This is a genomic window from Chryseobacterium sp. 3008163 (assembly GCF_003669035.1).
Taxonomy (GTDB): Bacteria; Bacteroidota; Bacteroidia; order Flavobacteriales; family Weeksellaceae; genus Chryseobacterium.
Genome location: NZ_CP033070.1, coordinates 3,670,500 through 3,696,624 on the forward strand (window position 1 = coordinate 3,670,500; position 26,125 = coordinate 3,696,624).

23 protein-coding genes and 1 pseudogene are annotated in these 26,125 nt (G+C 33.8%); 14 read left to right on the forward strand and 10 right to left on the reverse strand.

The features are described 5' to 3' along the window. Window positions 1–135: 135 nt before the first annotated feature. Complete coding sequence (locus EAG08_RS16975) at window positions 136–687, reverse strand: hypothetical protein (RefSeq protein WP_228446612.1); 552 nt, start codon at window positions 685–687, stop codon at window positions 136–138. A gap of 108 nt (window positions 688–795) precedes the next feature. Here EAG08_RS16975 and lipA point away from each other — a divergent pair, with 108 nt between their 5' ends. Next, window positions 796–1,662, forward strand: a complete 867-nt coding sequence (gene lipA / locus EAG08_RS16980) for a lipoyl synthase (RefSeq protein ID WP_129536466.1) — start codon at window positions 796–798, stop codon at window positions 1,660–1,662. A gap of 171 nt (window positions 1,663–1,833) precedes the next feature. On the opposite strand, the gene EAG08_RS22305 is transcribed toward lipA, so the two are convergent. Both EAG08_RS22305 and EAG08_RS22310 read right to left on the reverse strand, forming a co-directional pair. Continuing rightward, the gene (locus tag EAG08_RS22305; RefSeq protein WP_228446613.1) at window positions 1,834–2,250 is read right to left on the reverse strand and encodes a helix-turn-helix domain-containing protein; all 417 of its coding nucleotides are present in this window, start codon (window positions 2,248–2,250) and stop codon (window positions 1,834–1,836) included. Then, window positions 2,250–2,687 carry a hypothetical protein gene (locus EAG08_RS22310; RefSeq protein WP_228446614.1) on the reverse strand — a complete coding sequence of 146 codons (438 nt, stop codon included), beginning with the start codon at window positions 2,685–2,687 and terminating at the stop codon, window positions 2,250–2,252. Before EAG08_RS22310 ends, EAG08_RS22305 begins: the two co-directional genes overlap by 1 nt. Before the next feature lie 130 nt (window positions 2,688–2,817). Here EAG08_RS22310 and EAG08_RS16990 point away from each other — a divergent pair, with 130 nt between their 5' ends. Continuing rightward, entirely contained in the window at window positions 2,818–4,017 is a 1,200-nt protein-coding gene (locus tag EAG08_RS16990; protein WP_129536467.1) for an MFS transporter, read from the forward strand. Window positions 4,018–4,050: 33 nt separating this feature from the next. Here EAG08_RS16990 and EAG08_RS16995 read toward each other — a convergent pair whose 3' ends face one another. After that, window positions 4,051–4,431, reverse strand: a complete 381-nt coding sequence (locus EAG08_RS16995) for an STAS/SEC14 domain-containing protein (RefSeq protein WP_129536468.1) — start codon at window positions 4,429–4,431, stop codon at window positions 4,051–4,053. A gap of 113 nt (window positions 4,432–4,544) precedes the next feature. Here EAG08_RS16995 and EAG08_RS17000 point away from each other — a divergent pair, with 113 nt between their 5' ends. Next, window positions 4,545–5,513, forward strand: coding sequence for an NAD(P)/FAD-dependent oxidoreductase (locus tag EAG08_RS17000; RefSeq protein ID WP_228446615.1), 969 nt, complete (start codon window positions 4,545–4,547; stop codon window positions 5,511–5,513). Between the two features lie 74 nt (window positions 5,514–5,587). Then, the gene (locus tag EAG08_RS22315; RefSeq protein ID WP_228446616.1) at window positions 5,588–5,749 is read left to right on the forward strand and encodes a hypothetical protein; all 162 of its coding nucleotides are present in this window, start codon (window positions 5,588–5,590) and stop codon (window positions 5,747–5,749) included. Between the two features lie 160 nt (window positions 5,750–5,909). Here EAG08_RS22315 and EAG08_RS17005 read toward each other — a convergent pair whose 3' ends face one another. From EAG08_RS17005 to EAG08_RS21435, 5 genes are all read right to left on the reverse strand, one after another. Continuing rightward, on the reverse strand, window positions 5,910–7,103 hold the full coding sequence (locus EAG08_RS17005; RefSeq protein WP_129536469.1) for a VWA domain-containing protein: 1,194 nt from the start codon (window positions 7,101–7,103) through the stop codon (window positions 5,910–5,912). 45 nt (window positions 7,104–7,148) lie between these two features. Further along, on the reverse strand, window positions 7,149–8,744 hold the full coding sequence (locus EAG08_RS17010) for a DUF4139 domain-containing protein (protein WP_129536470.1): 1,596 nt from the start codon (window positions 8,742–8,744) through the stop codon (window positions 7,149–7,151). Window positions 8,745–8,884: 140 nt separating this feature from the next. After that, window positions 8,885–9,559, reverse strand: a complete 675-nt coding sequence (locus tag EAG08_RS17015) for an SIMPL domain-containing protein (RefSeq protein ID WP_129536471.1) — start codon at window positions 9,557–9,559, stop codon at window positions 8,885–8,887. A gap of 169 nt (window positions 9,560–9,728) precedes the next feature. Further along, window positions 9,729–10,781: a hypothetical protein gene (locus EAG08_RS17020; protein WP_129536472.1), complete on the reverse strand. Its 1,053-nt coding sequence runs from the start codon at window positions 10,779–10,781 to the stop codon at window positions 9,729–9,731. 443 nt (window positions 10,782–11,224) lie between these two features. Continuing rightward, window positions 11,225–11,365 carry a hypothetical protein gene (locus tag EAG08_RS21435; protein ID WP_164998585.1) on the reverse strand — a complete coding sequence of 47 codons (141 nt, stop codon included), beginning with the start codon at window positions 11,363–11,365 and terminating at the stop codon, window positions 11,225–11,227. Between the two features lie 232 nt (window positions 11,366–11,597). Here EAG08_RS21435 and EAG08_RS17025 point away from each other — a divergent pair, with 232 nt between their 5' ends. From EAG08_RS17025 to EAG08_RS17040, 4 genes are all read left to right on the forward strand, one after another. Next, window positions 11,598–13,370 carry a histidine kinase gene (locus tag EAG08_RS17025; protein WP_129536473.1) on the forward strand — a complete coding sequence of 591 codons (1,773 nt, stop codon included), beginning with the start codon at window positions 11,598–11,600 and terminating at the stop codon, window positions 13,368–13,370. A 10-nt stretch (window positions 13,371–13,380) separates the two neighbouring features. Beyond that, window positions 13,381–14,106, forward strand: a complete 726-nt coding sequence (locus tag EAG08_RS17030) for a hypothetical protein (protein WP_129536474.1) — start codon at window positions 13,381–13,383, stop codon at window positions 14,104–14,106. A 15-nt stretch (window positions 14,107–14,121) separates the two neighbouring features. Next, the gene (locus tag EAG08_RS17035) at window positions 14,122–14,856 is read left to right on the forward strand and encodes a LytR/AlgR family response regulator transcription factor (protein WP_129536475.1); all 735 of its coding nucleotides are present in this window, start codon (window positions 14,122–14,124) and stop codon (window positions 14,854–14,856) included. Between the two features lie 145 nt (window positions 14,857–15,001). Next, window positions 15,002–15,541, forward strand: coding sequence for a lipocalin family protein (locus tag EAG08_RS17040; RefSeq protein WP_129536476.1), 540 nt, complete (start codon window positions 15,002–15,004; stop codon window positions 15,539–15,541). 240 nt (window positions 15,542–15,781) lie between these two features. On the opposite strand, the gene EAG08_RS17045 is transcribed toward EAG08_RS17040, so the two are convergent. Continuing rightward, complete coding sequence (locus EAG08_RS17045; RefSeq protein WP_129536477.1) at window positions 15,782–16,258, reverse strand: hypothetical protein; 477 nt, start codon at window positions 16,256–16,258, stop codon at window positions 15,782–15,784. Window positions 16,259–16,371: 113 nt separating this feature from the next. Here EAG08_RS17045 and EAG08_RS17050 point away from each other — a divergent pair, with 113 nt between their 5' ends. The 6 genes and pseudogenes from EAG08_RS17050 to EAG08_RS17075 all read left to right on the forward strand — a co-directional run bounded on the left by EAG08_RS17050 (window position 16,372) and on the right by EAG08_RS17075 (window position 25,957). After that, window positions 16,372–17,622: a CinA family nicotinamide mononucleotide deamidase-related protein gene (locus EAG08_RS17050; RefSeq protein ID WP_129536478.1), complete on the forward strand. Its 1,251-nt coding sequence runs from the start codon at window positions 16,372–16,374 to the stop codon at window positions 17,620–17,622. Window positions 17,623–17,710: 88 nt separating this feature from the next. Then, window positions 17,711–19,764, forward strand: a pseudogene (locus EAG08_RS17055) (M13 family metallopeptidase). A 137-nt stretch (window positions 19,765–19,901) separates the two neighbouring features. After that, complete coding sequence (locus EAG08_RS17060; RefSeq protein WP_129536479.1) at window positions 19,902–21,467, forward strand: hypothetical protein; 1,566 nt, start codon at window positions 19,902–19,904, stop codon at window positions 21,465–21,467. A gap of 319 nt (window positions 21,468–21,786) precedes the next feature. Next, entirely contained in the window at window positions 21,787–23,883 is a 2,097-nt protein-coding gene (locus tag EAG08_RS17065; protein ID WP_129536480.1) for a M13 family metallopeptidase, read from the forward strand. Between the two features lie 152 nt (window positions 23,884–24,035). Beyond that, the gene (locus EAG08_RS17070) at window positions 24,036–24,572 is read left to right on the forward strand and encodes a type VI secretion system contractile sheath small subunit (protein WP_129536481.1); all 537 of its coding nucleotides are present in this window, start codon (window positions 24,036–24,038) and stop codon (window positions 24,570–24,572) included. Between the two features lie 23 nt (window positions 24,573–24,595). After that, entirely contained in the window at window positions 24,596–25,957 is a 1,362-nt protein-coding gene (locus EAG08_RS17075) for a DUF5458 family protein (RefSeq protein WP_129536482.1), read from the forward strand. The last annotated feature ends 168 nt before the right edge of the window (window positions 25,958–26,125 follow it).

A 26,125-nucleotide genomic window follows, 5' to 3' on the forward strand; every position in this document is an offset into this window, starting at 1 on the left:
TGATAATACTGTGCTGAGATTCCTCCGAAATGACAAAAGCAATGTGAATTTTTAATTATAAATATACTTTTTCTTTAGTCTTAGGAAGCACAATTTGTCTTTGCTTTACTTGATGTCTGTTTTGAAGATTTATTTTTAATCCTTTTTAATAAAAATTTCATTTTTAGATTTTCCATATTCTTTCGTATTTACAACTTCTTTATCAAAAACTAATTTCCCTGTTGAAAGATTAAAATCAACTGTAGTCCAATATTCTTCAGGTTTTCCATTTTCTGAAGAAATTCCGATTAATTCAAAATGCCCGTTTTGAAATCTGTACTTGTCTGTACCTCCCCATTTCCAGCTGCTTCCTCCATAATGAGTAATATTCAAAAGACCATTCTCAATGGTTGTACTTTGATAAGGATCGCCCATTATTCCGCCATCTTTGCTTCCGTAAATTGCTTTTCTGGATTTTTCCAAAATTATCCATTTATTATTGATTTTCTTTAAAATCTGAATTTCACGAATGTCTCCCGAATCGTTATCTGTAGGAATATTATAAATAATTATCTTCTCAGGAATTTTATCTCCATCAACATCACCGTCAACAGTTTCATTAATTGTTGAGCTTTTTGGCTGAAATTCTTTTTGCGCAAAACAGAATACTGTCGAAATAAGAGATAAAAAACAAAATATATTTTTCATAAATTTAAAAATAAGATTTAAAATTACGAAATTATACGTTTCATCAATCTTTGTCTTTGATTGTTTCGATAAAAAATTCCTTAACTTTGAAGTCAATTTTAGAAATAAATGGAGAATTTAGTTCAGGATACTACCGTTCAAAAACCAAAATGGATTCGTGTAAAACTTCCTACCGGAAAGAATTACAGAGAACTCCGCACCTTGGTTGATAAATATAAATTAAATACAATTTGCCAAAGCGGAAGCTGCCCGAATATGGGAGAATGTTGGGGAGAAGGAACAGCAACTTTCATGATTTTGGGGAATATTTGTACCCGAAGCTGTGGATTTTGTGGTGTAAAAACCGGAAAACCAATGGATGTGAACTGGGACGAACCTGAAAAAGTGGCTCGTTCAATCAAATTAATGAAGATCAAACATGCAGTTTTAACATCTGTTGATCGTGATGATTTGAAAGATATGGGATCAATTCTTTGGGGTGAAACTGTAAATGCTGTAAGAAGAATTTCTCCGGGAACTACGATGGAAACATTAATTCCGGATTTTCAAGGACTGACAAAACATTTAGATAGAATGGTTGATGTCGCTCCTGAAGTGATTTCTCACAATATGGAAACCGTAAAACGTCTGACAAGAGAAGTGAGAATTCAGGCTAAATATGAAAGAAGCCTTGAAGTTTTAAGATACTTAAAAGAAGCAGGACAAAACAGAACAAAAACAGGATTGATGCTTGGTTTGGGAGAAAATAAGGATGAAGTTTTTCAGACGATTGAAGACATCAGAAATGCCAATGTAGATGTGATTACGATGGGACAATATTTGCAGCCAACGAAAAAACATTTGCCTGTGAGGAAATTCATTACCCCTGAAGAATTTGATGAATTTGGAAATTTTGCAAGAAGTTTGGGTTTCAGACATGTTGAAAGTTCGCCTTTGGTGAGAAGTTCTTACCACGCTGAGAAACATATTCATTAAAAATATAAATCGCTTCAAATTTGGAGCGATTTTTTTGTTATTAAAAGAAAATTAACAAAGATATATTACTGACAAATATCAAAACTTTGGAATCTAAAAACCACCCCGTCTAAATTTTCCTTGAAAATTTATCCACCCCTCCTCTGGAGGGGAATTTTTATAATTAGAAAATTAAACCTCAACTTTGTTCAAATGCTTTTTCTTGAAAGCTGTGGGGGTTTCTCCAATATAATTTTTAAATAATTTATTGAAATAGGAAAGACTTTCAAAACCCACCTGAAAAGAAACTTCCGAAATACATAAATTCTGTAACAGCAACATTTTTGCCTGATTGATTCTGTAATTATTCACAAAATCTGTAAAGGTCATGTTGGTCTGTTTTTTAAAATATCTGCAAAATGCAGGTGTACTGAGACTTACCATTTCAGCAATCACATTTACGTTTGGATTTTTATCGTAGTTTTCGTTAATGTAATCGTAGATAGTTCCCATTCTGATTTTATCATTTAAAAACCATTTTACCCGTGTATCTTCTTTATTTAACTCTTTAACCTCATCTGATTGAGAAAGGATTTGCAAAACTTCCATCAAAGCGATGAGTGATTCAAAAGGATTTTTTGTTTGATGAGATGAAGCTTTTTTGCAACGATTTTTTTCGTTTCTCCGAAAAAGGATAATCCGAGATAGGAGCGGTCTAAAAGTTTTTTAATATCATCAAATTCAGGAATGGGAAGAATCATTTCATCCAAAAAATTTTCTTTAAGCTGCAATACAACCTGCTTGTATTCAGTTTTAATTCCGTAATCAAAATTTAAATGCGGGACATTCGAACCTACTAAAAGAAGGTCACTTTCCATAAAACCGGAAATATCTTTTCCTACATGACGAATTCCGTTGAGAGCTTCTACATAAACCAGTTCAATTTCAGGATGATAGTGCCAGAAAAAACAATGCTTCATGGATGGTTCGAAAATTTTGAAAGATTTACCCTCTTCAAATTCAATGATTTCTTTCTGGATTTTCATAAGGTTCTATTTTGATTAATAATTAATGCAAATTTATTTAAAATTGTCAATACAGAGCAATAATTAATCATTTCAGAACAAATAACAACCATTATTTCTTCCGAATTTTGCACTTTGAAATTAAGAAGAGATGTTTGATAGAAGAATTTTGCCTTTGGCAATTGGTGGTTTGGCAATCGGAACTACAGAATTTACGATAATGGGATTGCTTCCCGATATTGCAAAAACACTGCAGATTACCATTCCGCAGGCGGGTCATTTGATTGCCGCGTATGCGCTGGGAGTAGTGATTGGAGCACCCATTTTAATTGGTTATTCTGTGAAATTTCCGCCCAAAAAAGTATTGCTTGTTTTGATGGTTATTTTTACCATTTTTAATGCACTTTCGGCAATCGCTCCGGATTATAATTCGATGTTAATTATCAGATTTATGTCTGGTTTACCACATGGAGCATTTTTTGGTGTCGGAACTGTCGTTGCATCAAGAATGGCAGGAAAAGGGAAGGAGGCATTATATATTTCATTGATGTTTACCGGATTAACGGTCGCGAATCTTGCGATGGTTCCTTTGGTGACGTACATCGGGCATGCATTCCACTGGCGTTGGTATTTTGCGATCGTTGGAGTGATTGGTCTGGCTACTTTATTAGCTTTAAAACTTTGGCTACCGGCAATGGAGAAAAAGGAAGACAGTCATTTCCTGGAGGAATTAAAATTCCTCAAAGGCAAACAATCTTGGTTAGTTTTAATGATTACGGCCATCGGTTTTGGTGGATTGTTTACGTGGTTTAGCTATATCACCCCTTTAATGACGGTTGTTTCAAAAATTGAAAGCAGTCATATGGCTTACGTCATGATTCTTGCCGGTGGCGGAATGGTTGTCGGGAATTTAGCGGGAGGTTTTCTTTCAGATAAATTAGGACCGGAAAAAACCTGTGTGTTATTGCTGTTTTTGATGATGTGTTCTTTGTCAGGAGTGTTTTTCCTTTCAGAATATCAAAGTGTTTCTTTGGTTTTAACTTTCATTTGTGGAGCTCTATCGATGTCGGTTGCGGCACCCATTAATATCATGATGATGAAAGCTGCACCCAAAAGTGAAATGATGGCTGCTGCTTTTATGCAGGCTGCATTTAATATTGCCAATGCGATGGGCGCTTTCTTCGGAGGAATTCCTTTAGAACATGGCTTGCCTTACAATTATCCTTCGCTTGTGGGAGTGGGGATGACGATTATTGGTTTAGTGATCAGTATCATTTATTTTTATATGTATCGCTCATCAAATGTTGCCGAAAAGGAAATTATTACGGAATGTGTTACCTGTGATCAATAAAAAAAGAGAAGCAATTGCTTCTCTTTTTGTTTTCTAATCTTCAACTTCGTTTCCGTTTTGGCACCAATATAAGGCGTTATAGAGATTTTCTTTAGGAAAAGATTTAAATTCTCCCGGCATCAGAACACTGAAGATATCCGTGAAATTTTGTACTCCTTCTTTGTCGGTTACAATTGCTGCACGATTCCATTTTGAAAGATTTTTTATTCCTAAAAGCGCATCCTGAAGCCAGGCTCCCATTGTAAAATTACTCAAATCTGTATCCAAATAAAGAAGATAATTTAATTCATCGAACTGTTCCACTTTATTTTTCACATAAGGAATAACAAGATTTTCAAAATCTTCTTTCGTAACATCGCCTGTTGCGTTGAATGCGGCTACATTTTCCGGTGCATCATTAATAATCGTGATCATAATTTATATTTTAAATGGTTTTGGTAGCTTTAATTTATCAATAATTAAACCATAAATATGTAATTACTCTATTAAAGGCTCAATTATTGATTATCAATTGAAAAATAATTTCTATGGACTTGAAATCTAACGAACCTTTCTGGCTTTTGAAAAACGGCCTTGTTTCTTCTTATCCATCTCTAAAATCTGATGAAGAATGTGATGTTCTTGTCATCGGCGGCGGAATCACAGGAAGTCTCATCGCCCATCAAATGATAAAAGACGGATACCAAACTATTTTGATTGATAAACGTGAAATCTGCAACGGAAGTACTTCTGCTACAACATCGATGTTGCAATACGAAATTGATACTCCATTGTACGAATTGATTGAAATGATTGGCAAAAAAGGGGCGGTAGAAAGTTATAAAGCCTGTTCAAAATCAATAGATGACCTTGAAAAATTAACAAAAGAAATAAAAGCTCGCTCGGGTTTTAAAAGAAAACAGTCACTATATTTTGCCTCGAAAAAGAAAGATGCAATTTGGCTTGAAAAAGAATATGACGCAAGAAAGCAATCTGGATTTGAAGTAACCTGGCTCGGAATTGAAGATATTGAAGAAAAATTTGGTTTCCAAAATACTTATGGCGGAATTTTGTCGAAGCAAGGCGCAAGTATTGATGCCTTCAAATTTGCTCACGAGCTACTAAGATTTAATGTGAATAAAGGTTTAAAAGTTTTTGATAAAACTGAAATGAAATCGGTGAAATATTTGCGTGATCATAATTTAGCATTGACAACTGATGGGTTTAATATTAAAGCTAAAAAAATCATTTATTGTGTAGGCTACGAAAGTTCAACAATGATTAAAGAACATTTCGTTGATCTGAAAAGTACTTACGCTGTTGTTTCTGAAATCGACAACGATAAATTTAAAAATATAGAACATACGCTCGTCTGGAATACCGATGATCCCTACATCTATATGAGAACAACCGATGATGAACGACTTTTGATCGGTGGCGGTGACGAAGACTTTTCTGACCCCGATAAACGTGATTCTTTATTACATAAAAAAGAAAAAGAGATTCTCAAAATCTGAAAAGAATAAAGCCCGATTATCATTTTTACACTGATTTTGTCTGGGCGGGAACTTTCGGAGAAACAAAAGACGGATTGCCGTACATTGGAGTTCACGACAATTTTAAAAACTCTTATTTTGTGTTAGGTTTTGGCGGAAACGGAATTACTTTCTCTGTTACCGGAATGGAAATGGCTTCAGCTTTTATGAAAGGAAAAAAGCATAAACTTTCTGAGTATTTTAAATTTGGAAGATAGTTTTAAAATAAATGTTTCGGGGTTCGGCAAAGCCGAACCCCGAAACTGATAAACAATACTAACATTCACATCATTTCTAAAATATTGTTTTAGTTTTACCTAACGTCAGGATTGAGTTTAGAGTTTGAATCTAGCAAATCTAACAATCCCTAATTTCAACCTAAAAACTATATCCATTTTTTTTCGCCAGTTCCACAATAGATTTTTCAATTGCTTTTCCTAAATCATCGCCTTCAGCATTGCCTCGCTTTTTCATTTCAGAGTCGATAAAAGTCTGTCTTTGCTTTGCCAAAACTTCAATTTCTCTTTGGATTTTGTCGCGGTCGGCTGATTTTTGCGCTACAATTTTATTGATTTCGTCTTTGCTTTTTCCTTTCAGTTCAGAAGGCAATTCCTCTTCTCGGATGGACGAAATATAGCTTTTATCTTTCTCAACTTTATCTACCAAATCCCAATGGTCGTTTTTGTAAGCATTTTTCTTAGACTTACTTACTGCTCTTTCAACAGCATTCGAAGCTGACTGCATTTCTGCATTTGAATCTTGCGTAGTCTGTTTGCTTTTCATTTCTGAACCACGGCTTCCGTAGGAAATGTAGGTGTCATTCAATTTAGAATTGTATTGAGAAATTTTCACATCATAAGGTGTTTCAATATAGATTACCTTTCGGTCGCTGTCGATATTGAAAAATTTTCCGTCTCCAAGACTCGCTCCGTTTTGCCAGAAAGTTTGAATTCCCTCATCACGACTTCCGCAGAAAATGGTGTTGGTGTAAATGTTTTTTTTCTTTGCACCTGAAATTGTTTCTTTATAATTGACTTTCCCTTGGTCAAACGCTTCATTTCCGGCAATGTAAATCAGCTTCATACTTTTCTCGTTACCGTCCCATTTCAGATTGGTTGATGCATCACGAATTACGGCACCACAATATTCACTTCCGCCATTGGTTCTGAGGGCAAAAAGTTTTTCTGAAACCAAATCCAAATCCTGAGTAAGCGGAGTAACTTGTCTGATGTAATTTTCATCTTTCAAACCGTCATTTCCGTATTCATAAAGAGCAATTTCTACTTGTGGAGCTTGTCCGTTATACTTTAAAGTGGTCAAAGTATTCACGATATTCCAAAGTCTTGATTTTGCCTGATCGATTAAGCCATCCATACTATTTGATGTATCCAAAAGCAATGCGACCTGAATTTTATTATCTTTTGAGACCGTTATTTGTGGCTCTGACGAAATATTACTTTCCATCACTTCTCTGTCGTTGGCTTTGTTACTGCAACGAAGATCAGAAACTTTTCCTGCGCTTAAAAAAGCAACTGCACTTGTAGTTAATGCTAAAAATTTTAAAGTGTTCATATTGTATGTTTTTAATGATTAATTAAGATTTGATTTATTCTAAAATTATCTGCTGTAATACTGAATCTGCATGTCTTTAGGATATTTTACTTCATAAGAGAAATTGATTTTATCTGAAGTTCCGCTATTGATTTTTCTGTTCCAAAGGATGCTTCCGGTTTTGTCATCATAAATTCCGTTGCCGATTTCTAAAGATTTTACCGTGATTTTTGAATTTTCACTTAGAGGAAGCTGGTCAAGAATTTCTAGTTCGATATTTTCTTTCGTATTATTTCTTATGGTTATTTGATGAGATTCGGTTTCCCATTTATTTGAGTTCAGCGTTTTCTGTGAAGTTTTATCTTCAAGCTTGATTCTTTTAACAACAATTCTTTCATCAACACCCAAAGAAATCGGGAATTCTTCTTTTACATAATTGCTTGTGATATTGGTTTTTCCGATATAATTATCTTCAAAATAAATATTAGCTTCTCCCGAAATAAGATTTAAATTCTGCCAGTTTTTCACAAATGCCATTAAAAAAACCTGATTGTTCAGCTTCGGAACGGTGTGATATTTATACGTTGCATCTACCTCTTTTTTATCCAGAATTACATATTGCTCTTTTTCCTGACTTACGATGGTTTGATTGTATTTTAATTCATACAAAATATTCATCTGATTATCAGAAACCGTTGCAACAGGAATCTGGTTTGGTGCAGCAACCTCAGCTCGCATTTGATAAGAATTTGATTCAGTTGAAACTGCTTTTTTAGCATATCCAATTTTTATATCTTCATTATTGTAAGCTGTATATTCGGCAACATAAAGAGGTGATAAAATAGGTCTGTTTTGATTGTAAGAAGGTCGATAAGTGGAAACGAAAAGTTTCACATTATTCCAGTCTTGTCCGGTTTTTTGATAAATTTTCCCTTTGTAGACAATTTCTAAAGGTTTTTTAGTAGATAAAGCTCGCAAATCGTAAGACGGAACCCAGCCTGCATTAGAAACGATATAACTTATACCGAGATTGAGATTCATCTCGTTTTCAGCAAGAATTTCAAGAATTAATTCTTTTGTGTTGGTATTTTTATGAGTCTGTTCTTCGGCAAATTGTTTGTTGATTTTTGCAATGCTTTCATCAAGGGTAGTTTTTTGTTCATTCAGAAGAAAAGCCTGGTTATCGATTTCCAGCATTCTCTTTCTGTAAAATTCTGTCAGTTTAATCAGTTGTTCCTGCGGAGTCGATTTGTCGTTCGTTGAAACTTTAAGATTATCATTAATGATATTTTGTTCGCCTGTCAGATTTTTAATTTGAATATTTAATAAATTGACTTGTCTCTGAAATTTTTTTCTTTCATCGTCCAGTTTTTTTTCGCCATCGGTCATTTCATCATTTTTAAGATAATTGCTTTGTGGAGTGATAGACAAAAGGGTTGTATTTTTCTCAAGATTAATTTTGTACGTGTTTTCATCCAAATCATTTGGGAGATTGATGATTTTAACCACATTTCTTCCTTTTTGAAGAGTAACGTTTGTACTTCCGAAAACTTTTGCACCTTGCAAAAATACGGTTGCCTGTTTTACATCGATTTCTTTTTTAATTTCCTGAGATTTAAAAAACGAAACCATAAAAATGAATATAAAAATAGAGTGTCGCATTGTTTATTATTTTAAAGTTCTACAGTAAAATTACTTCGATTAGAAACCGAAAATTTGAAGACTTGGTGAACTTGGGTTTTCACTTGGTGGAAGTTTTTAGGCAAAAAAAAGACAGCCATTTCTGACTGTCTTTTCGCCCATTAAAGAATTTCGTATCTTGTTTTGATGCTGAATTTCAGCTTAATGTTTTCGATGTTATCAAAAGCAACATCAACACTTTGGTCGGCTGCTTCCAGCTGTACGTTGGCCATTTTGCTTCTGTAGGCTACCGGCATTACAGAGTCGCTCATGTAGTCTTCAATTTCAGTGATTTCCAGTGGCGTTCCGGTCTTTTTACCAATGCTTTCCAAGAGATAATCTGCTTTTTCTTTGGCTGCTTTTAATGCATTGATTTTAACCGTTTTTCTGAAATCTGCAATTTTTGTGTTTTTAATTTCGGCAATATTCAGATTGCTTACCCATTTTTGATTCAAATCTTCAAAAAGCTTACTCACATTGGTTTTAGCATTTACTTTAAACTGAAAACTCTTTGTGAATTTTGTTGTTTTCGAATATAAATTCTGATACATTGATTTGAATTTGATGTCTTCATTTTTTACTCCGTTGGTTTTCAGAGTTTCAAATAAAAGTTTTTCGTTGTCTGCTAATTGATTTTTGTTGTCGGCTTTTATTCCGATGTTAAAAATAATTTCATCCGGTTCCACTTCCATTTCGGCAACTCCCGTTACTTCAATTGCGTTTTTTTTGATTTCCTGCGCATTCACCAAACTTCCTGCTGCAAAGATTCCTACTAATAAAAGGTGTTTCAGTTTCATAATGTAAATATTTATTGTTTTTATCGGTATTATGCAATCGCTTCTTCGATTTCATAATTTCTTGTTTTAAATTTCTAAAGTAAAATTACCACGAATAGAAACTGAAATTTTGGAAACTTGGTAAACTGAGGTTTTCACTTGGTGAAAGAATATTTGCTGCGATTAACGGTTAATCTATCAATAGATGAAATTTTTCTTGTAACACATTCATCTTTTTATGGTTAACCGATTTGGCATTGATCAATTGATTATTAAATGAAAAAATAATAGCGCTATCTTCCTTACTCATCAATAATAAATGTTTTGAAATGTTGTGTTGGTTATCTTCAAGAATCAATTGGTTGTCAAAAGAAATATCATAATGAAATGCGGTCATCTTTTCCGAAGACTTTTCCATAAAAATCAAGTATTGGTCTTTATGAAAGAATACGTATTGATATGGACTTTCGGAAGAAGTGATCTGATAAGCTCCTTTTAATTGTATGAAATTAATTTTATCATCTGTGTGAAAATTTTCATCCAAATACGGCATCCCAATTTTGATAAATATAATTCCTAAAATCCCAATTTTTAAAAAAGTTTTATACGGAAGAAATGAAGTTCGGCTAAGAAAAGTTTCTTTCGGAAGTTTAATAATTTTCAGAAAAAGTTCCCACCCGGTTTTTCTTACAAGAAAGATGCTCGTTAAAAGTAAAATGAAGGAAAAGAATTTTACGGAAATATCAAACCCAATATTGATGATCAATATTTGAGTAAAACATATAATTGCAAATAACAATCCCAAAAACTGAAAACGTCTGAACAACAATAGAATTCCTGACAAAAATTCAATACATCCGATAATCATGTTGTAAATTTTAGATGTTCCTATTGTACTCCAGAATAAAATATCTTTATCTAAGTTTCCAAATCTTGTGAACAGAATATTAGATTCAGGCTCCGGAAATTGGGTTTTGAAAATTTTGTCAATACCATATTTTATTAAAATAATAGAAATGTATATCACACAAATATATTCTGTTGTCAATAAAAAACGTTTTGCACATTTTTTCTTTATTAGAAAACTCAGAATCACCGATGTAAAAAGTAAAATAATGATTAAAACCAACATCGAATAACTATCTGAGCTGTAATCTATTCTGATGGTCTTTTTATTGAAGAAGTGTTCTAAAACCAATCGAATAAAATCTCCAAATATGAAATGAGTAATTTTTAACTGCAAATCATTTAAAAAATTCAACGGGAAGAAAAAGATGAATTGTAGAAAAAAACAGCTAAAAAAAATAGTAAGTTTTCCTACATTAATTGATTTACTATACACAATTGTAAGATTTTAACGATTTTTTCTATAGATAAATATTGAAGCAAATACAGCAATACTTATTACAAATAAATACATCATTTCCTCTTTTGATTTGAAATTATTTACCTCAGCTTTTTTGATTGTTTTTTTCGTGAAAATTGGCTTATAAGTTTTTGTTTTCTTGTCATATTTCAGAAAAACGGTACTATCTATATCGTTTTGAAAGTTGTAATTTTCTTTAAGTATTTTTTTTACGTTATCAATATTTTCGTTAGAAAATATTGCATGATTATAAACGGTATCTCTTCCTGGTTTCCATTTTTCTGGGGTTTCGCTTCTTCGGGTTTTGCAATATGTTGAAGTTACAATGATGCTTTTTTATCGTCAATGATAATAACACTATCCAATTTTGAATTGGTTACATACCTTTCTGGCAAAACTCCAAGATTAGAATAATTGATGTTGTAACGGTCTTCTACAATACTTTTTTCAAAATATTTCATATCACCGCTGTGGCTTTTATAGGATATTAATTTGGTCTGAGAAAAAAAGTGGCAACTTGAAAGGACAAGCGCAAAATGAACTAAATAGGATAAATTTTTCATGACAATTAAGTTTAAATTATACTGCAAACTTAATCGCCTTTTAAAAGCTGTTTGAAACCAACTTGGTGAAACCCATTTTTCACTTGGTGAATCATTTTCTGAACATCAATTATATGTATATCTTTGTTTTATGAATTTAATCAGGCTTTTTACATTTATTTTTTTGCTGCTTTCTGTGAATAATTTGTATTCGCAAAGCAGCAGAGATACGAAAGAAATTGTAGCCGAAACTTCAAAGCTCAAAAAAGCATTGGATACGAAAGACGAATCTGCAGAAGCCGATTCATATTATAATATTGGTGAAACTTACTTTAACAATGGAAATTTCCCAAAAAGTGAGGAGTATTTCATAAAATCAAAAGGTATTTATGAAAAACTGAATGACAAAAAAAATCTCGAAAAAGTAACCAGGAAATTAGCTCAATCGCAGGAAAATCAAAACAAACTGAAATCAGCGGTAAGTAATTATGAAAAAGCCTCAAATATTGGATATTCTAAATCGAAAAGAGTATTAAATGCCAATGACGCTTCCAGATTGTCGTCGCCGGTTGTAGAAAGCAAGGCAGAAGCCATTCAAAACAATATTGATATTAGCCGGAAGGAAAATGAAAATGCAGACCTCGCTGCAAGTTACAGCCAAATGGCAGAAGTGAATATTGAACAGAAAAATATTCCCAAAGCGGAAGAAAATTTTACAAATGCGTACAAAATTTCTAAAGATAATGCACCGCAGCAGGCTTTGGCAATTAATCAGAAACTGACAGATTTTTATGTTGAAAATAAAGACTTTGACAAAGCCATTAAAGCAAAAAAAGAGGTTTTAAAAGAAGATTTTGTAAAAGATAATTCTCAGAAAAAAGTTGAGCAAATTCAGGAACTTGCAGATATTTACATTAAAAAAAATGATCCTAAGGAAGCCATAGTTTTATTAAAAAATGCTTACGATATTGCTTTAAATAAAGGTCATACGCTTGAAGCGCAAAAAAGCGTCAAAAGACTCGACAGTTTGTATGCTATTTCTCAAAACACCGATGCTTCTGTGCAATTATACCGTGATTTTCTAGGGAAATTACCTGATTTGGTTTCTAAAGACAGAAGTTTGGTAGACAACAAAATTCTTGAAGACACAGAGCAACGAATTTCACAGCTTGAGCAGGAAAAGAAGCTAAAAGACGAGCTGATTCGCAAGAAAAACATCTTCAATTACAGCTTAATTGGAGCTTTAATACTATTAATAGGCTTAATGATTTTCATTTTCAGAACGCTGAAAAAAGTTCAGATCAAAAACAAAAAAATTGCTTTGCAGTCGCTTCGTCGGGAGATGAACCCGCATTTTATTTTTAACAGTTTAAATTCTGTCAATCATTTTATCGCAACAAATAACGAACTGGAAGCCAATCAATATTTAACCAAGTTTTCAAAACTCATGCGTGGCGTGATGGAAAATTCTACAGAAGATTTTATTCCGTTTCAGCAGGAATTAGATTTGCTTCAGAATTATTTGGCTTTAGAAAAAACTCGTTTTGCAGATAAGTTTGATTACGAAATTGAGGTTGACGAAAGTTTAAATACCCAAAGTTTGAAAGTTCCCGGAATGTTGATACAGCCGTTTCTTGAAAATGCAATCTGGCATGGCTTAAGATACAGAACAGAAAAAGGATTTTTGAGCTTAAAATTTGAAAAAAATAACGATTCTCTAAACATTTTCATCGAAGACAACGGAATCGGAATTGAAGAAAGTAAAAAACAAAAAACCGAACATCAGAAAACCCGAAAAGGCCGCGGAATGAAAAATACTTTAGAAAGAATTGCGCTGTTGAATGATTTGTATAAAAAAGATATTTCGTGCTCTGTGAAAGATTCTGAAAATGGTGTTTTTGTAAAAATTATAATGAATTTCTAAATGAGTTATTATGAAATTATTGCAATATAAATTAGTATTCGTTTTCTGTCTCTTATTTAAAACACTGTTTTCTGCACAGGAATATGATGATGTGAGATATGCAAAAGTTTTGAATCAGTTAAAGCTTAATTCTTCTCAAATTCACAGCGAATTATACACGGAAAAGAAAATGCCGAACGCTGAAGATTCGTATATCATTGTTGTACCTATTTTACAAGGAAAACTTGAAGCTGACGGTTTTTCTGTTAAAAACACGATTTTGATTACAAACACTGATGGAAAGATTACAAACAAGTATGTAGATCCGATAGAGTTTGGCTCAGATGCAATTATGTTACAAAGTTTTACGATTGATACAGGACTTTATAATCTAAATTCAACGACTCGTGCGTTTGGTATTTCTGCAAACTACAGAGGAAGCAGCGGTCCTAATCCGTATTCTTCTTCAGATATTTCAATGTACTATCCGGAAGGTAAAACCTTAAAGAAAGTTCTTGAGGGTTATAACCTGAGAAGATACGGCGGAGAATGGGATATGAATTGCTCTGGGGAATTTGAAGAAGATCATTCAGTCATTATTTTAGATCAGGTGAAAACAAATGGTTTTGCCAATCTTAAAATTAAAACTGAAAGTATAAAGACGATCAGTAAAGAAATTAATGGCGAATGCAGTGAAAATAAAACTTCAAAGATTTCTTACAAAACCTTAAAGTTTTCTAAAGGAATGTATAAATAACCTCAACCTAAAAAGATGAAAATAAAATCAGTAATTGTAGACGACGAAAAAATTGCAAGAGAAGTTCTTAGAAATTATCTCACAAAATACTGTCCGCAAATTGAGATTCTGGGTGAGGCAGAAAACATCAAAGAAGCCGTTCCTTTGATAGCAGAAATGCAACCTCAACTCGTTTTTCTGGATGTTGAAATGCCTTTCGGAAATGCTTTTGATGTTTTGGAAGCGACTAAAGAATTTTCTTACGAAACGATTTTCATCACAGCTTTTTCACAATATTCGCTTCAGGCTTTAAACAAATCTGCAAGTTATTATATTTTAAAACCAATCGACATTCAGGAATTGATTTTGGCGGTTAATATAGTGGCTGAAAGTTTAGAAAAGAAAGACGAATTAAACCGAAACAAAATTCTCCTGGAAAACCTAAAGTTAAAACCCGAAAAACAACAGTTGATTCTTCCGACTTTGCAAGGTTTTGACGTGGTAAAAACAGAAGATATTGTACGACTTCAGGCAGATGGAAATTTTACGCAGGTCTATCTTACAGACGGTTCAAAGAAAATGGTTTGCAGGTTTTTAAAGCATTTCGATGACTTGCTGGAGAATCCTTTTGTAAGAGTTCACCGTTCGCACATTATCAACACTGGGTTTGTAAAATCATACCACAAAAGCGGAACAGCAACACTCTCTGACAATACTGAAATTGAAGTTTCCGGAAGTTTTAAAGATCAGTTTCTGAAGGTTTTTTCATGATTTTTTGGGCAGCTATTCCGCCTTCCACTCCCGCTTTTTTGTTTCACAAAAAGAGCTCCGTTCAAGTCGGGCTGCTGCAATTCGATGTTGAAATTATATTGAAAGGCATCATTTTTGAATTTTTATACCAATAAAATATTTCAACATGAAAACCTTACACAAAATAGCCATTCCCGTTTCTTTAGGAATTTTAGGATTAATTATTTTTAATTCCTGTTCGGTCGGAATTCCAAAAGGCGCAACAGCAGTCAAAAATTTTAATTCAGAAAAATATCTTGGAAAATGGTTCGAAATTGCACGTTTCGATTATAAATTCGAGAAAAATATGGATAATGTTACCGCTAATTATTCACTCAATTCCGACGGAACAATTCAGGTTCAAAACCGAGGCTATGATTACGTCAAAAAAGAATGGAAAGAATCAATCGGTGAGGCAAGATTTGTTAATGACAAGTCTGAAGCGAGATTAAAGGTTTCGTTTTTCAAACCGATTTGGGCAGGTTATAATGTGATTGACATTGATGATGATTATCAAAATGCCTTAGTCGTAGGAAACAGCACAAAATACATCTGGATTTTATCGAGAAATAAAGAAATTCCAAACAGTATCAGAGAACGATTTTTAGCAAAAGCCCAAAAATTGGGTTATAATACGAATGATTTAATCTGGGTAAAACATAACTAGTCATTGCGAGGAGCGAAGCGACGAAGCAATCTCAAATCGACATAGGAAAATGGAGCGTTAAGAAAATTTTGAATTAATCCGTTAAAAAATCCCCATTGTTCGAAGTGCGACAAATCTATTGAACTGAAGATTTTATTTTGAATTCGCACAAGTTTGGGGATTTTAGGATTAATTTTAAATTTTTAGTGGAATTTTCCAAGTCTTGAATTTTTGTCTCTTTTGTTTCAAGACAAAAGAGAATTAGTTTAAACTTCGATACTCTTTCCATTCCAAAAAACGATGATCAATAACTTGCTTCATCAAATCATAGTTTTCATAAGTATCTTCAATATGATAAAAAGTTTCATATTCAAAATCATTTTCTTCCGCTACCGAATCAAAAATATTGATGTAATCTGTCGCAAATGAACTGAATTTATCACCGAAATCTGTCTCATCAACATAATAGTCTTTTGCAAAAGCATTTCCAAGGTCATTGAGATCATATTCAGAAAATTTTCCGTCTAAAGCATCGATGACAAAGTCTGCACCGGTGATTTCTCTTCGTTTTAATTTTTCGATTTCATCTTCTGAGTCTTCTTTCAATTCTTCCGAAACCAAATCATTGGCAACGCACCAATTGAGGAAAATTCCTGTGTGGGTTGCGCCGTTTTTTTCGGGAAGTCCTTCAGGAAAATCTCCGCCATAATGCCATGAAGCATCATCATATTTAGTCATATTCTTTGTTATAGTTGTAGACAGTTCAAATCAAAGATATAAAAAATCATTTTCTTTTGTTCACTACAGAGATTTTCACTTCATTTGTAGGGAATTTATTCAAAATTAAACGCATGCAAAACGCAGTTCTTATCACCATTGGTGACGAAATTCTTTCAGGAAATACGGTAGATACCAATTCGAATTTTATCGCCACCGAGCTCAAAAATATCGGAATCAAAGTGGTACAGATTTTTACCATTTCAGATGAGATAGAAATTATTAAAAATACCCTGAAATCTGCTTTTGAATTGGGAGATTTAGTGATTACAACCGGAGGTTTGGGGCCAACGAGAGATGATAAAACCAAAAAAGCTTTAGCTGAATTTTTTGATGATGAAATTGCTTTGGATGAGGTTACTTTTGAACATTTGAAAGGATACATGGAAAGGCGCGGTCGTATCGAAATTCTTGAAAGAAACCGTGAACAGGCTTTTGTTCCTACAAAATCAACCGTTTTTCAAAATCATTACGGTACAGCACCTTGTGTGATGATGGAACAGGACGGAAAACTATCTTTCAGTCTGCCGGGCGTTCCTTACGAAGTAAAGCCTTTGATTAAAGACCAAATTGTTCCATATTTAAAAGATAAATTTAATCTGAATTATATTTCCACAAGAATTGTTTCTGTCGTAGGAATTCCGGAAAGTATTTTAGCAGACCAAATTGAAGAATGGGAATTGGCGTTGCCGGAAAACCTTGCCTTGTCTTATCTTCCTGTCGGAACCAGAGTAAAACTAAGGCTGACGGCAACCGGAACTGATGAAGATGCATTACAAATTCAGTTGGAAGACGAAATTCAAAAGCTATTTCCGATTATTGGAGACAATATTATTGCAACTTCGGAAGATAAAATTGAAAAGATTTTAGGGGAGATTTTAAGCGAGAAAGAATTAACAATTTCAACAGCAGAAAGTTGTACAGGCGGACATTTGGCACAAATGCTTACTTCAAATCCCGGAAGTTCTAAATACTTTATTGGTGGATTAGTTGCATATGCAACACAAAAAAAGACAGATATTCTTCATGTTTCTGAAGGTACTATCGAAAGATTTACGGTGGTAAGCAGAGAGGTTTCCCGTGAAATGGCGGATGGCTGTCAGGTTTTATTTAAATCTGATATTTCTCTTTCTACAACAGGAGTTGCCGGTCCGGGAAAAGGAGAGGATGGTAAAGATGTAGGCTTGGTGTATTACACGATAAATGTCAACAACGAATCTGAAACTTTCAAACTTCATCTTCCGCATTTAGACAGGCAGGATTTTATTTATTTTGTCTCGCAGAAAATTATTCAGGATTTGGTAGGGATTTTAATTTCAAAATAGAGAATCAAACATTTGCAACTTAAAATAAATTAACTTTACCGTAACAAAAATTAAATTCAATATACTTATAGTATAAATTATTATTACAATGAAAAAATTAACGCTTTCTTTGTTTTTATTGGCAGGAATTTGTTCACAAAATACGCTGAACGCTCAGGCTAAATCTACCAAAACAGCAACTGCAGCAGATAAAGGTTTAGACATCAGTTTGATGGATAAATCTGTTCGTCCACAAGATGATTTCTACAACTACGTGAGTGGAACGTGGATGAAAACTGCTAAAATTCCTTCTGATAAACCAACTTGGGGAAGTTTCAACAAATTGGCTGATGATACAGACAACAATTCGATGACGATTTTAAATTCTCTTCTGAAAGATAAATTTGCAGACGGAAGCGAAGGTAAAAAATCCAGGATTTGTATGCGACGTATATGAATATGGAGAAGAGAAATGCAGACGGAATCAAGCCTATTCAGGAGAATATCAATAAAATTGATGCCATCAAAAATCTTACAGATTTACAGAATTATTTAACTTCCGTTACTAAAGATGGCGATAACACATTCTACGGTTGGGGCGTGTATTCTGACTTGAAAGATTCTAATATGAATGCAGTTTACCTGGGTGACGCTTCATTAGGAATGGGTAGAGATTACTACCAGAAAGTGGATGTTAAAAACACAGAAGCTCTTGCAGAATACCAAAAGTATGTAGCTTCTATGTTAAAAGAATTAGGCTACAAAAATGCTGATGCAGCTGCAAAAGGTGTTGTAGACTACGAAAAAAGCATCGCGAAAAATTTGCTAACCAACGAGCAAAGTCGTGACAATACGCTTCAGTACAACCCAAAAACGATTGCTGAGCTTTCGACTTTGGTGAAAAATATTGACCTTGCTTCTTATCTTAAAAAAGTGGGAGTAAACACCGATAGAGTAATTATCGGTGAACTAGGCTACTACAAAAACTTTGATCAATTGGTGAACGCTAAAAATCTTCCTGTTATTAAGGATTATTTGAAGTTTCACATGATCAACGGTGGAGCTTCTTATTTGAGCGAAAAATTAGGTGATACTAAATTTGCTTTTTACGGTAAATATTTAAGAGGTCAGCAAGAGCAGAGAGCTTTAAACAAAAGAGGATATGAATTAATCAATGGTTCTTTGGGAGAAGCCTTCGGTAAATTATATGTTGAAAAATATTTCCCGGCTGAAGCTAAAGCTCAGATGGTAGAATTGATTGATTACTTAAAGAAAAGTTTCGCAGTTCACATCAACGGTTTGACATGGATGTCTTCTACAACTAAGGAAAAAGCAATGACTAAGCTGAATAAATTTACAGTAAAAGTTGCTTATCCTGATACTTGGAAAGATTATTCTAAATTAAATATCACTCCAGAATCTAAAGGTGGGAATTTATATTCAAACCTTCAGAATATTTCTGAATGGCAGTACAATAAAGATTTAGCAAAAATCGGAAAACCTGTAGATAAAACAGAGTGGGGAATGACTCCGCAAACTGTAAATGCATATTACAACCCGGTATATAACGAGATCGTTTTCCCTGCTGCGATTCTTCAGCCGCCTTTCTTTAATCCTAAAGCTGATGCAGCTGTTAATTTCGGTGGAATCGGTGCCGTTATCGGTCACGAAATCAGCCACGGATTTGATGATTCTGGTGCCCAATTTGACGCAGAAGGTAACTTAGTTGACTGGTGGACTCCAGAAGATAAAGCCAACTTTGAAAAAGCAACAAAAGCTTTAGCGGCTCAATATGACAAGTATGAGCCGGTAAAAGGAACTTTCGTAAACGGAACTTTCACAAATGGTGAAAACATTGCCGATTTAGGTGGTGTAAATATCGCTTATGATGCATTGCAAATGTATTTGAAAGATAAAGGAAACCCTGGAGTAATTAGTGGTTATACTCAGGATCAAAGATTCTTCTTAAGCTGGGCAACCGTTTGGAGAACTTTATCAAGTGAAAAATATATGGTAAACCAAGTAAAAACAGATCCACACTCTCCTGGATATTTCAGAAGTTTCGGTCCGTTGACCAACGTAGATGCTTTCTACAAAGCGTTTGATGTAAAACCTGGTGACAAATTATACAAAAAACCGGAAGACAGAATTAAAATCTGGTAATCATAATCAAAACCGTTCAGAAATGAGCGGTTTTTTTATTTATTACGACATGTTTTGTCGCAGTCTACGAATATCTTTGGTTAGAAATAAATCTTGCAAGTCTATTATTTCTTTTTATTAACATTAAATTTTAAAAAATGAATACAATTGAACTTAGCGATCCTTATATTGGAGAATGGACAACATTTTTAGAAGCGTCCAAAACCTATAATGGTGAAATTATTACGGATGCTGATTGTGATGATATTCTCTTTAAGAAAGTAGGGTCAATTTTTTATCGAAGAATATTGGAGGATAGTAGAGTTGATATCAGATGGTTTGGTGCTTTACCGGATGGAATTACAGATTGCTCGGATGCAATTCAACAGGCTTTCATTTCGGCTGATAAATATAAATTATCTGTAACAACAGGGAAAGGTACTTATGTTGTTTCCAAAAAAACGTATATTCCTCAAAACCATGACTTTGGTATGTTCTCGAAAACCTATGACTTTAACGAGTCTATATTCTTGTTGCATACAGATATAACTGTTTTTGAGTCAGGATATTATAATAGTGTTGGAGATCTGGTAAGTGCTGTAGGAACGGATTTGGACTATAGATATTCGGTAGGTATTAAATTTGGCAATTTTTCTCTAAAGACAAGTTTAAGTAATGTGACTTCTCCTGCATTGGTTATTAAAGATTGGCATCAAGGATGTGAAATCTCTAATATTTCTTCTTTTAATTTTTCTACATTATTAAAATCGATAAATAATTATTATACAGTTTTTAATGATCTGCGATCTAGCCATGAAGATGAAACTGGAGTAGGTGAGAGGTTTATCTTTTCAGGAGCAATAAATTTAAATGTTTTTAGAGCTTTAGTGGCAGCCAATGCTGTGATCGGATATAAATTTGAAGGACCTTTAACAGCTTGTCATTTTGATGCGATTTCAGTAGAAGGGGTGAAAACAGGATTACAGTTTAATTCCTATGTCTACAACTGTACAATTATTAATTCCTACATTGAAAACTTCAATAGAGCTATAGAATTCAATGATTACATTTATAATTTTACTTTAGATAACAATTATATAAATTTTTTAAACAGAGATAGTGCCAGATTTATAAAATATAAAGGATTGCCCTTAAATAATATCCACTTGTTAGCCAATAATACTTTTGTTAATATGCCTGGTAATCAATTGTTTGAAAATGTTGAAGATGATTACGGATATGGTATGGAGATAGGTTTTAATACTACATATGGAAATTCAATTGATGATCTTTCGAGGGATGATTTTGGAGCAAATTTCAATATTAATGGTAAAGCAAAGTTTCCTGCTTATCTGGCAAATATTCAAAATGCAAAAGGATTGATTGCGGGAAATTACTCAGGACAGTATACGCGAGGGTATGATGGATCTTCAGGTTTTGAATCCGATTTCACGGTTCCAAATTTACTTCATCTTAAAACCATGATAAATAACACTTGGACACAAATCGTTTATGTTAATATTCAAGTAGAAACAGGTCTCGACATAAAATATTACAAAGGTTTTTTTATAGGAAATAGTTTTTATGAGTTTAATTCCTCAGGTATTTCTGCTTCAGGAATTTTAGAATCTGTTGTAAATGCAAATGGAACAATTGACATAAAAAGAACAGGGTATGAAAACTCAGAGATTATAAAAATTGTGGGTGAGATACGCTTAATTTAATTTCTAGCTTTTAAACCTAGTAATCAAAGCCGTTCAGTAATGAACGGTTTTTTTATTCGAAGAGAATACCTCGAGGTCAAAAAAGGAAAAGTTTGAAAAACGGATGGTTTTTCATAAAACTAAAAAACAAAATCTCTTCCATTGAATACTTCGGAGTTCTGCCCCAGGATCTTTTATTCGTTTTCGATAAAATATTCTAATGACCTTAGTCAAAACTTAATATCACTCTTAATTTAGAAAATATTAAAAAAACTCACAAAATTAATTTAACATAATTCCCTATATTTGATCAAACTCATTACAACTCAAAATTAATTTAATGAAAAACGTAAATATTGCAGTACTTGCATTTTCAGGTATTGTATTTCTAAACTCTTGCGGAACGAGAAAAATTGTTGAAGCACCGAAAGTAGAAACAACTGAAGCGGTAGTTGTAGAGCCAATGAAAGAAGGAATAAAAGAAGAAGGCATCAATCTGTCTTATATGGATAAAACGGTTCGCCCGCAGGATGATTTCTTCAGTTATGTCAATGGGAATTGGGTGAAAACCACTCAAATTCCTTCTGATAAAGCAAGTTGGGGGTCTTTCAATGCGTTGAGAGAAAATGTGGATGATGCATCTTTGAGTATTTTAAATAAAATTTTAACGGAAAAATATGCTGAAGGTTCAGAAGGTCAAAAAATTCAGAACCTGTATGCATTTTTTATGGATGTCAGCAAGAGAAATGCTGATGGTTTAAATCCGATTAAAGGAGATTTGGCCAAAATTGATGCGATAAAAAATGTTAATGATCTACAGAAATATCTTTTAGAAGCTACAAAACTGGGCGACAATTCATTCTATGGATGGAGAGTCAGCGCAGATATGAAAAATTCTAAAATGAATGCGGTTTATCTTGGCGGTCCAGATCTTGGCTTAGGAAGAGATTATTACCAGAAAGTAAATGAAGCCAACACAAAAACTTTAGCGGAATATCAAAAATATGTAGCACAGCTATTTGGAGTTTTAGGTTATAAAAATTCTGATGCCGCAGCAAAAAATGTGGTGGATTTCGAAAAGCAACTGGCAAATTATTTACTGACTTTAGAGCAAAACAGAGATGCTAACTTAAGATACAATCCAAAAAATGTATCTGAACTTTCAGGGTTGGTAAAAAATGTAAATCTTGCAAAATACCTTAAAGAGGCAGGAGTAAATACAGATAAAGTAATCGTTGGTGAGCTGAAATATTACCAGAATATGGATCAGTTTTTCAATCAGAAAAATCTTCCGTTGCTGAAAGATTACTTGAAATATCACGTAGTTAATGGCAATGCAAGTAATCTTGGTGATAGCTTAGATAATATCCGATTTGATTTTTACTCTAAATATCTTCAGGGTCAAAAAGAACAGCGTGCGATGGATAAACGAGGGTTAGCTTTGGTCAATGGTGTTTTAGGTGAAGCTTTCGGAAAATTATATGTGGATGAATATTTCACGCCAGAATCTAAGCAGCAAATGGAAATGTATATCGATTACATTTTAAAATCATTCAAAACTCACATTGATGATATGGATTGGATGTCTCCTGAAACAAAAGTAAAAGCTCAGGAAAAACTGTCTAAATTCACAGTGAAAATTGCTTATCCGGATCAGTGGAAAGATTATTCTCAACTAAAAGTGGAAGCTCCGGCTCAAGGCGCAACTTTATATTCAAACTTACAGAATGTTTCGGCTTGGCAATATCAGAAAAGCTTAGAAAAAGTAGGAAAGCCTGTTGATAAAACAGAGTGGGGAATGTCTCCTCAAACGGTCAACGCCTATTACAGCGGTTCAAATAACGAAATCGTTTTCCCTGCAGCCATTCTTCAACCTCCTTTTTACAATCCAAAAGCTGATGCAGCCGTTAATTTTGGGGGAATCGGAGCGGTTATCGGTCACGAAATTTCTCACGGTTTTGATGACAGCGGATCGAGATTCGATGGCGATGGAAATTTAAATAATTGGTGGACAGAGCAGGATCGTAAAAACTTCGATGCAAAAGTTGGTCAATTAGCAGCTCAGTACAACGCTTACGAACCCGTAAAAGGAAGTTTTGTTAACGGTAAATTTACAAGCGGAGAAAATATTGGTGATTTAGGTGGAGTAGCGGTTGCTTACGATGCACTTCAAATGTATCTAAAAGACAAAGGAAATCCGGGATTAATTTCAGGATTTAACCAAGATCAAAGATTTTTCATGAGCTGGGCAACAGTCTGGAGAACAAAATCTACTGACCAGTACATGATGAATCAGGTGAAAACAGATCCGCATTCACCGGGATACTTCAGAGCTTTTGGGCCTTTGGTCAATCAGGATGGCTTCATGAAAGCATTTGATATCAAACCCGGAGATAAGCTTTACAAAGCATCCGCAGAAAGAATTAAAATCTGGTAAAGAATTATTAAAATCTTAATATGAGAAACGCATCTTTAGGTGCGTTTTCTTATTTATTTTTCATAGATTAGTGACACCAAAAAGTATTAACAATCATTTAATTATCATCCATAAATTGATTTATTTAAAGAAAAATCATTACAAAATTTTGTATGTTACAGTTTTTTTATAAATTTAAACAATGGATTGGTCATAAATTTGCTAATCCAAACCAAAATCAACAATCTCAAAATAATAATAATATGGCAATGTTTAATTATGGAGTTGGCGGAAACGAAGTCAAGGTCGACGCTAATGAAGCTATTCAGGAAATTCAGGAAAACAAATCTCTTATTGTAAGTCAGCTTACCACAGATGAAACTTATGTTCCGGAAATTGTAACAGGTCTAAAAACCGTAGATGATGTTTTCAGACATTTTCAGCCTTCAGTTGCTGTACAGCACGAGACAGAAGACGGAAATGTAGTAGAAGAAGAATTCCGCTTTCAAAATCTTGCAGACTTTACTCCCAAAAATCTTGTTCAGAAATCAGATTATCTTCAAAAGCTTAGCATGGAGCAGGAGCAGTATAACAAAATTGTACGTCAGCTGAAAACCAATAAAATTCTTCGCAATATGCTGGAAAATGAGAACACAAGAGCTGCTTTTATTGAAGCATTAAAGGATGTGGCACAAGAACTTGAAAAATAACCCAAAGAACCTACACAAATATTATGGATAGCAAATTGCAGGCTGCAGAAAGCCAACAACATAATCAACAGCAACAAGGCGGTAAACCGAAAGGAAATCCTGTTGAAGAACTAAATAAAATTGGAGGCTTTGGCTTTATAGAATCTGTCGTAGACGGAATTGCCAATATGAACCCAACCAGAAAAGCAAGAAAAGAAATTTTCTTGAATGATGCCAATAAAACCGACGAAAGAAAAGAATTGCTTCAGAAAATCAATCTTTGGGTTGAACTTTTAAGTACAAACGAGCCTGCAGAGAAAATGGCAGATACCTGCAAAGCAAAAGCGCTTGCGGCAGATCAAAATTTAAAAACAAATTTAAAGAATAGCCTTGATGCAGCTCGTCAGCTAGAAACTTCATACAGAACGGTTGCACAGTTTTATAAAAATACCGAATTAGATAAAGTTGATAACGTTAGTATTGTCAATGCGACTTTAGAGCAGATGTCAGATCTAGATAATCCTTTATTTATTGATGCTGTTGCTGAAGAATTTAAGCAGTATTATGACCGTTTAGATTTAAGAGATAACTATTCAATTCTTGCGATTCCGGGATATTTGGGATCCAATAAAGTTATTGAAAAATGGGCGAAAATCTGTAATGAAAATAAAGTTATGATGGTTACTGATTTTGCTAATCTTGACAAACCAGATGACGTTGTAGATCTATTCCATTCAGCAAATCTTACGGGTGGCGAATTGCACAGAAGTAATGTCATCATGACTTGTAACTGGCTAGTTGGTCGTGGAAGAGCTGAAGAAGTAGGTGAAGAAGAGAACGTAGAACTTCCGCCTTCTACTTCATTGGCAGGAAAAATTCACAAAACTTTAATGTCACAAGTTGCAGCAGGTAAAAAGCATGGTAACATCAACGAAGTAGACGCAGTGAAATTCGAATTGAAGAAAAGCGAAATTTCTCAGTTGGAAAAAATGGGTCTTGTACCAATGGTGAACGAATATGGTAAAATCATGGCGTTCTCTGCAAAAACATTGTTTACAGGAGATAACATCGGTCTTCAGACGTATTCTGTAGTCCGTGTATTCGATTATGTAACTAAAGTTTTATTAGATTTCCTAAACAGAAGAGCCTTCGAAAATTGGAATGCTAAAAACGAAGATGATTTGAGAAAACAAATCGTGACATTCTTAGACGGTATCAAAGGTGCCGACAAATTGATTGAAAAATTCAAAATTGTTCGTTTTGAGCAGGATAAAGTGAATAAAGACAGAGTTTGGCTAGACATTCGTTTGACTCCGTATTTCCCGACTAAAAGTTTTGTAATTAAACTTGACGGTCACAAAGGAGATGACGGTAATGAGTGGGATGCTGAATATATCCAGGATTAATTTTCGCTAAAATAATAATTAAACCGATGTTTCAAAAGCATCGGTTTTTTTGTGGAATTTTTTTAGAATTGAATGCTTAATTTGAATTTAAAACTTTCTTTTTTATTTCAGGATATAGCTCCGTAGGAGCGAAATGTTTGTAGAAATAGCAGAAAAGGTAGACAGAGC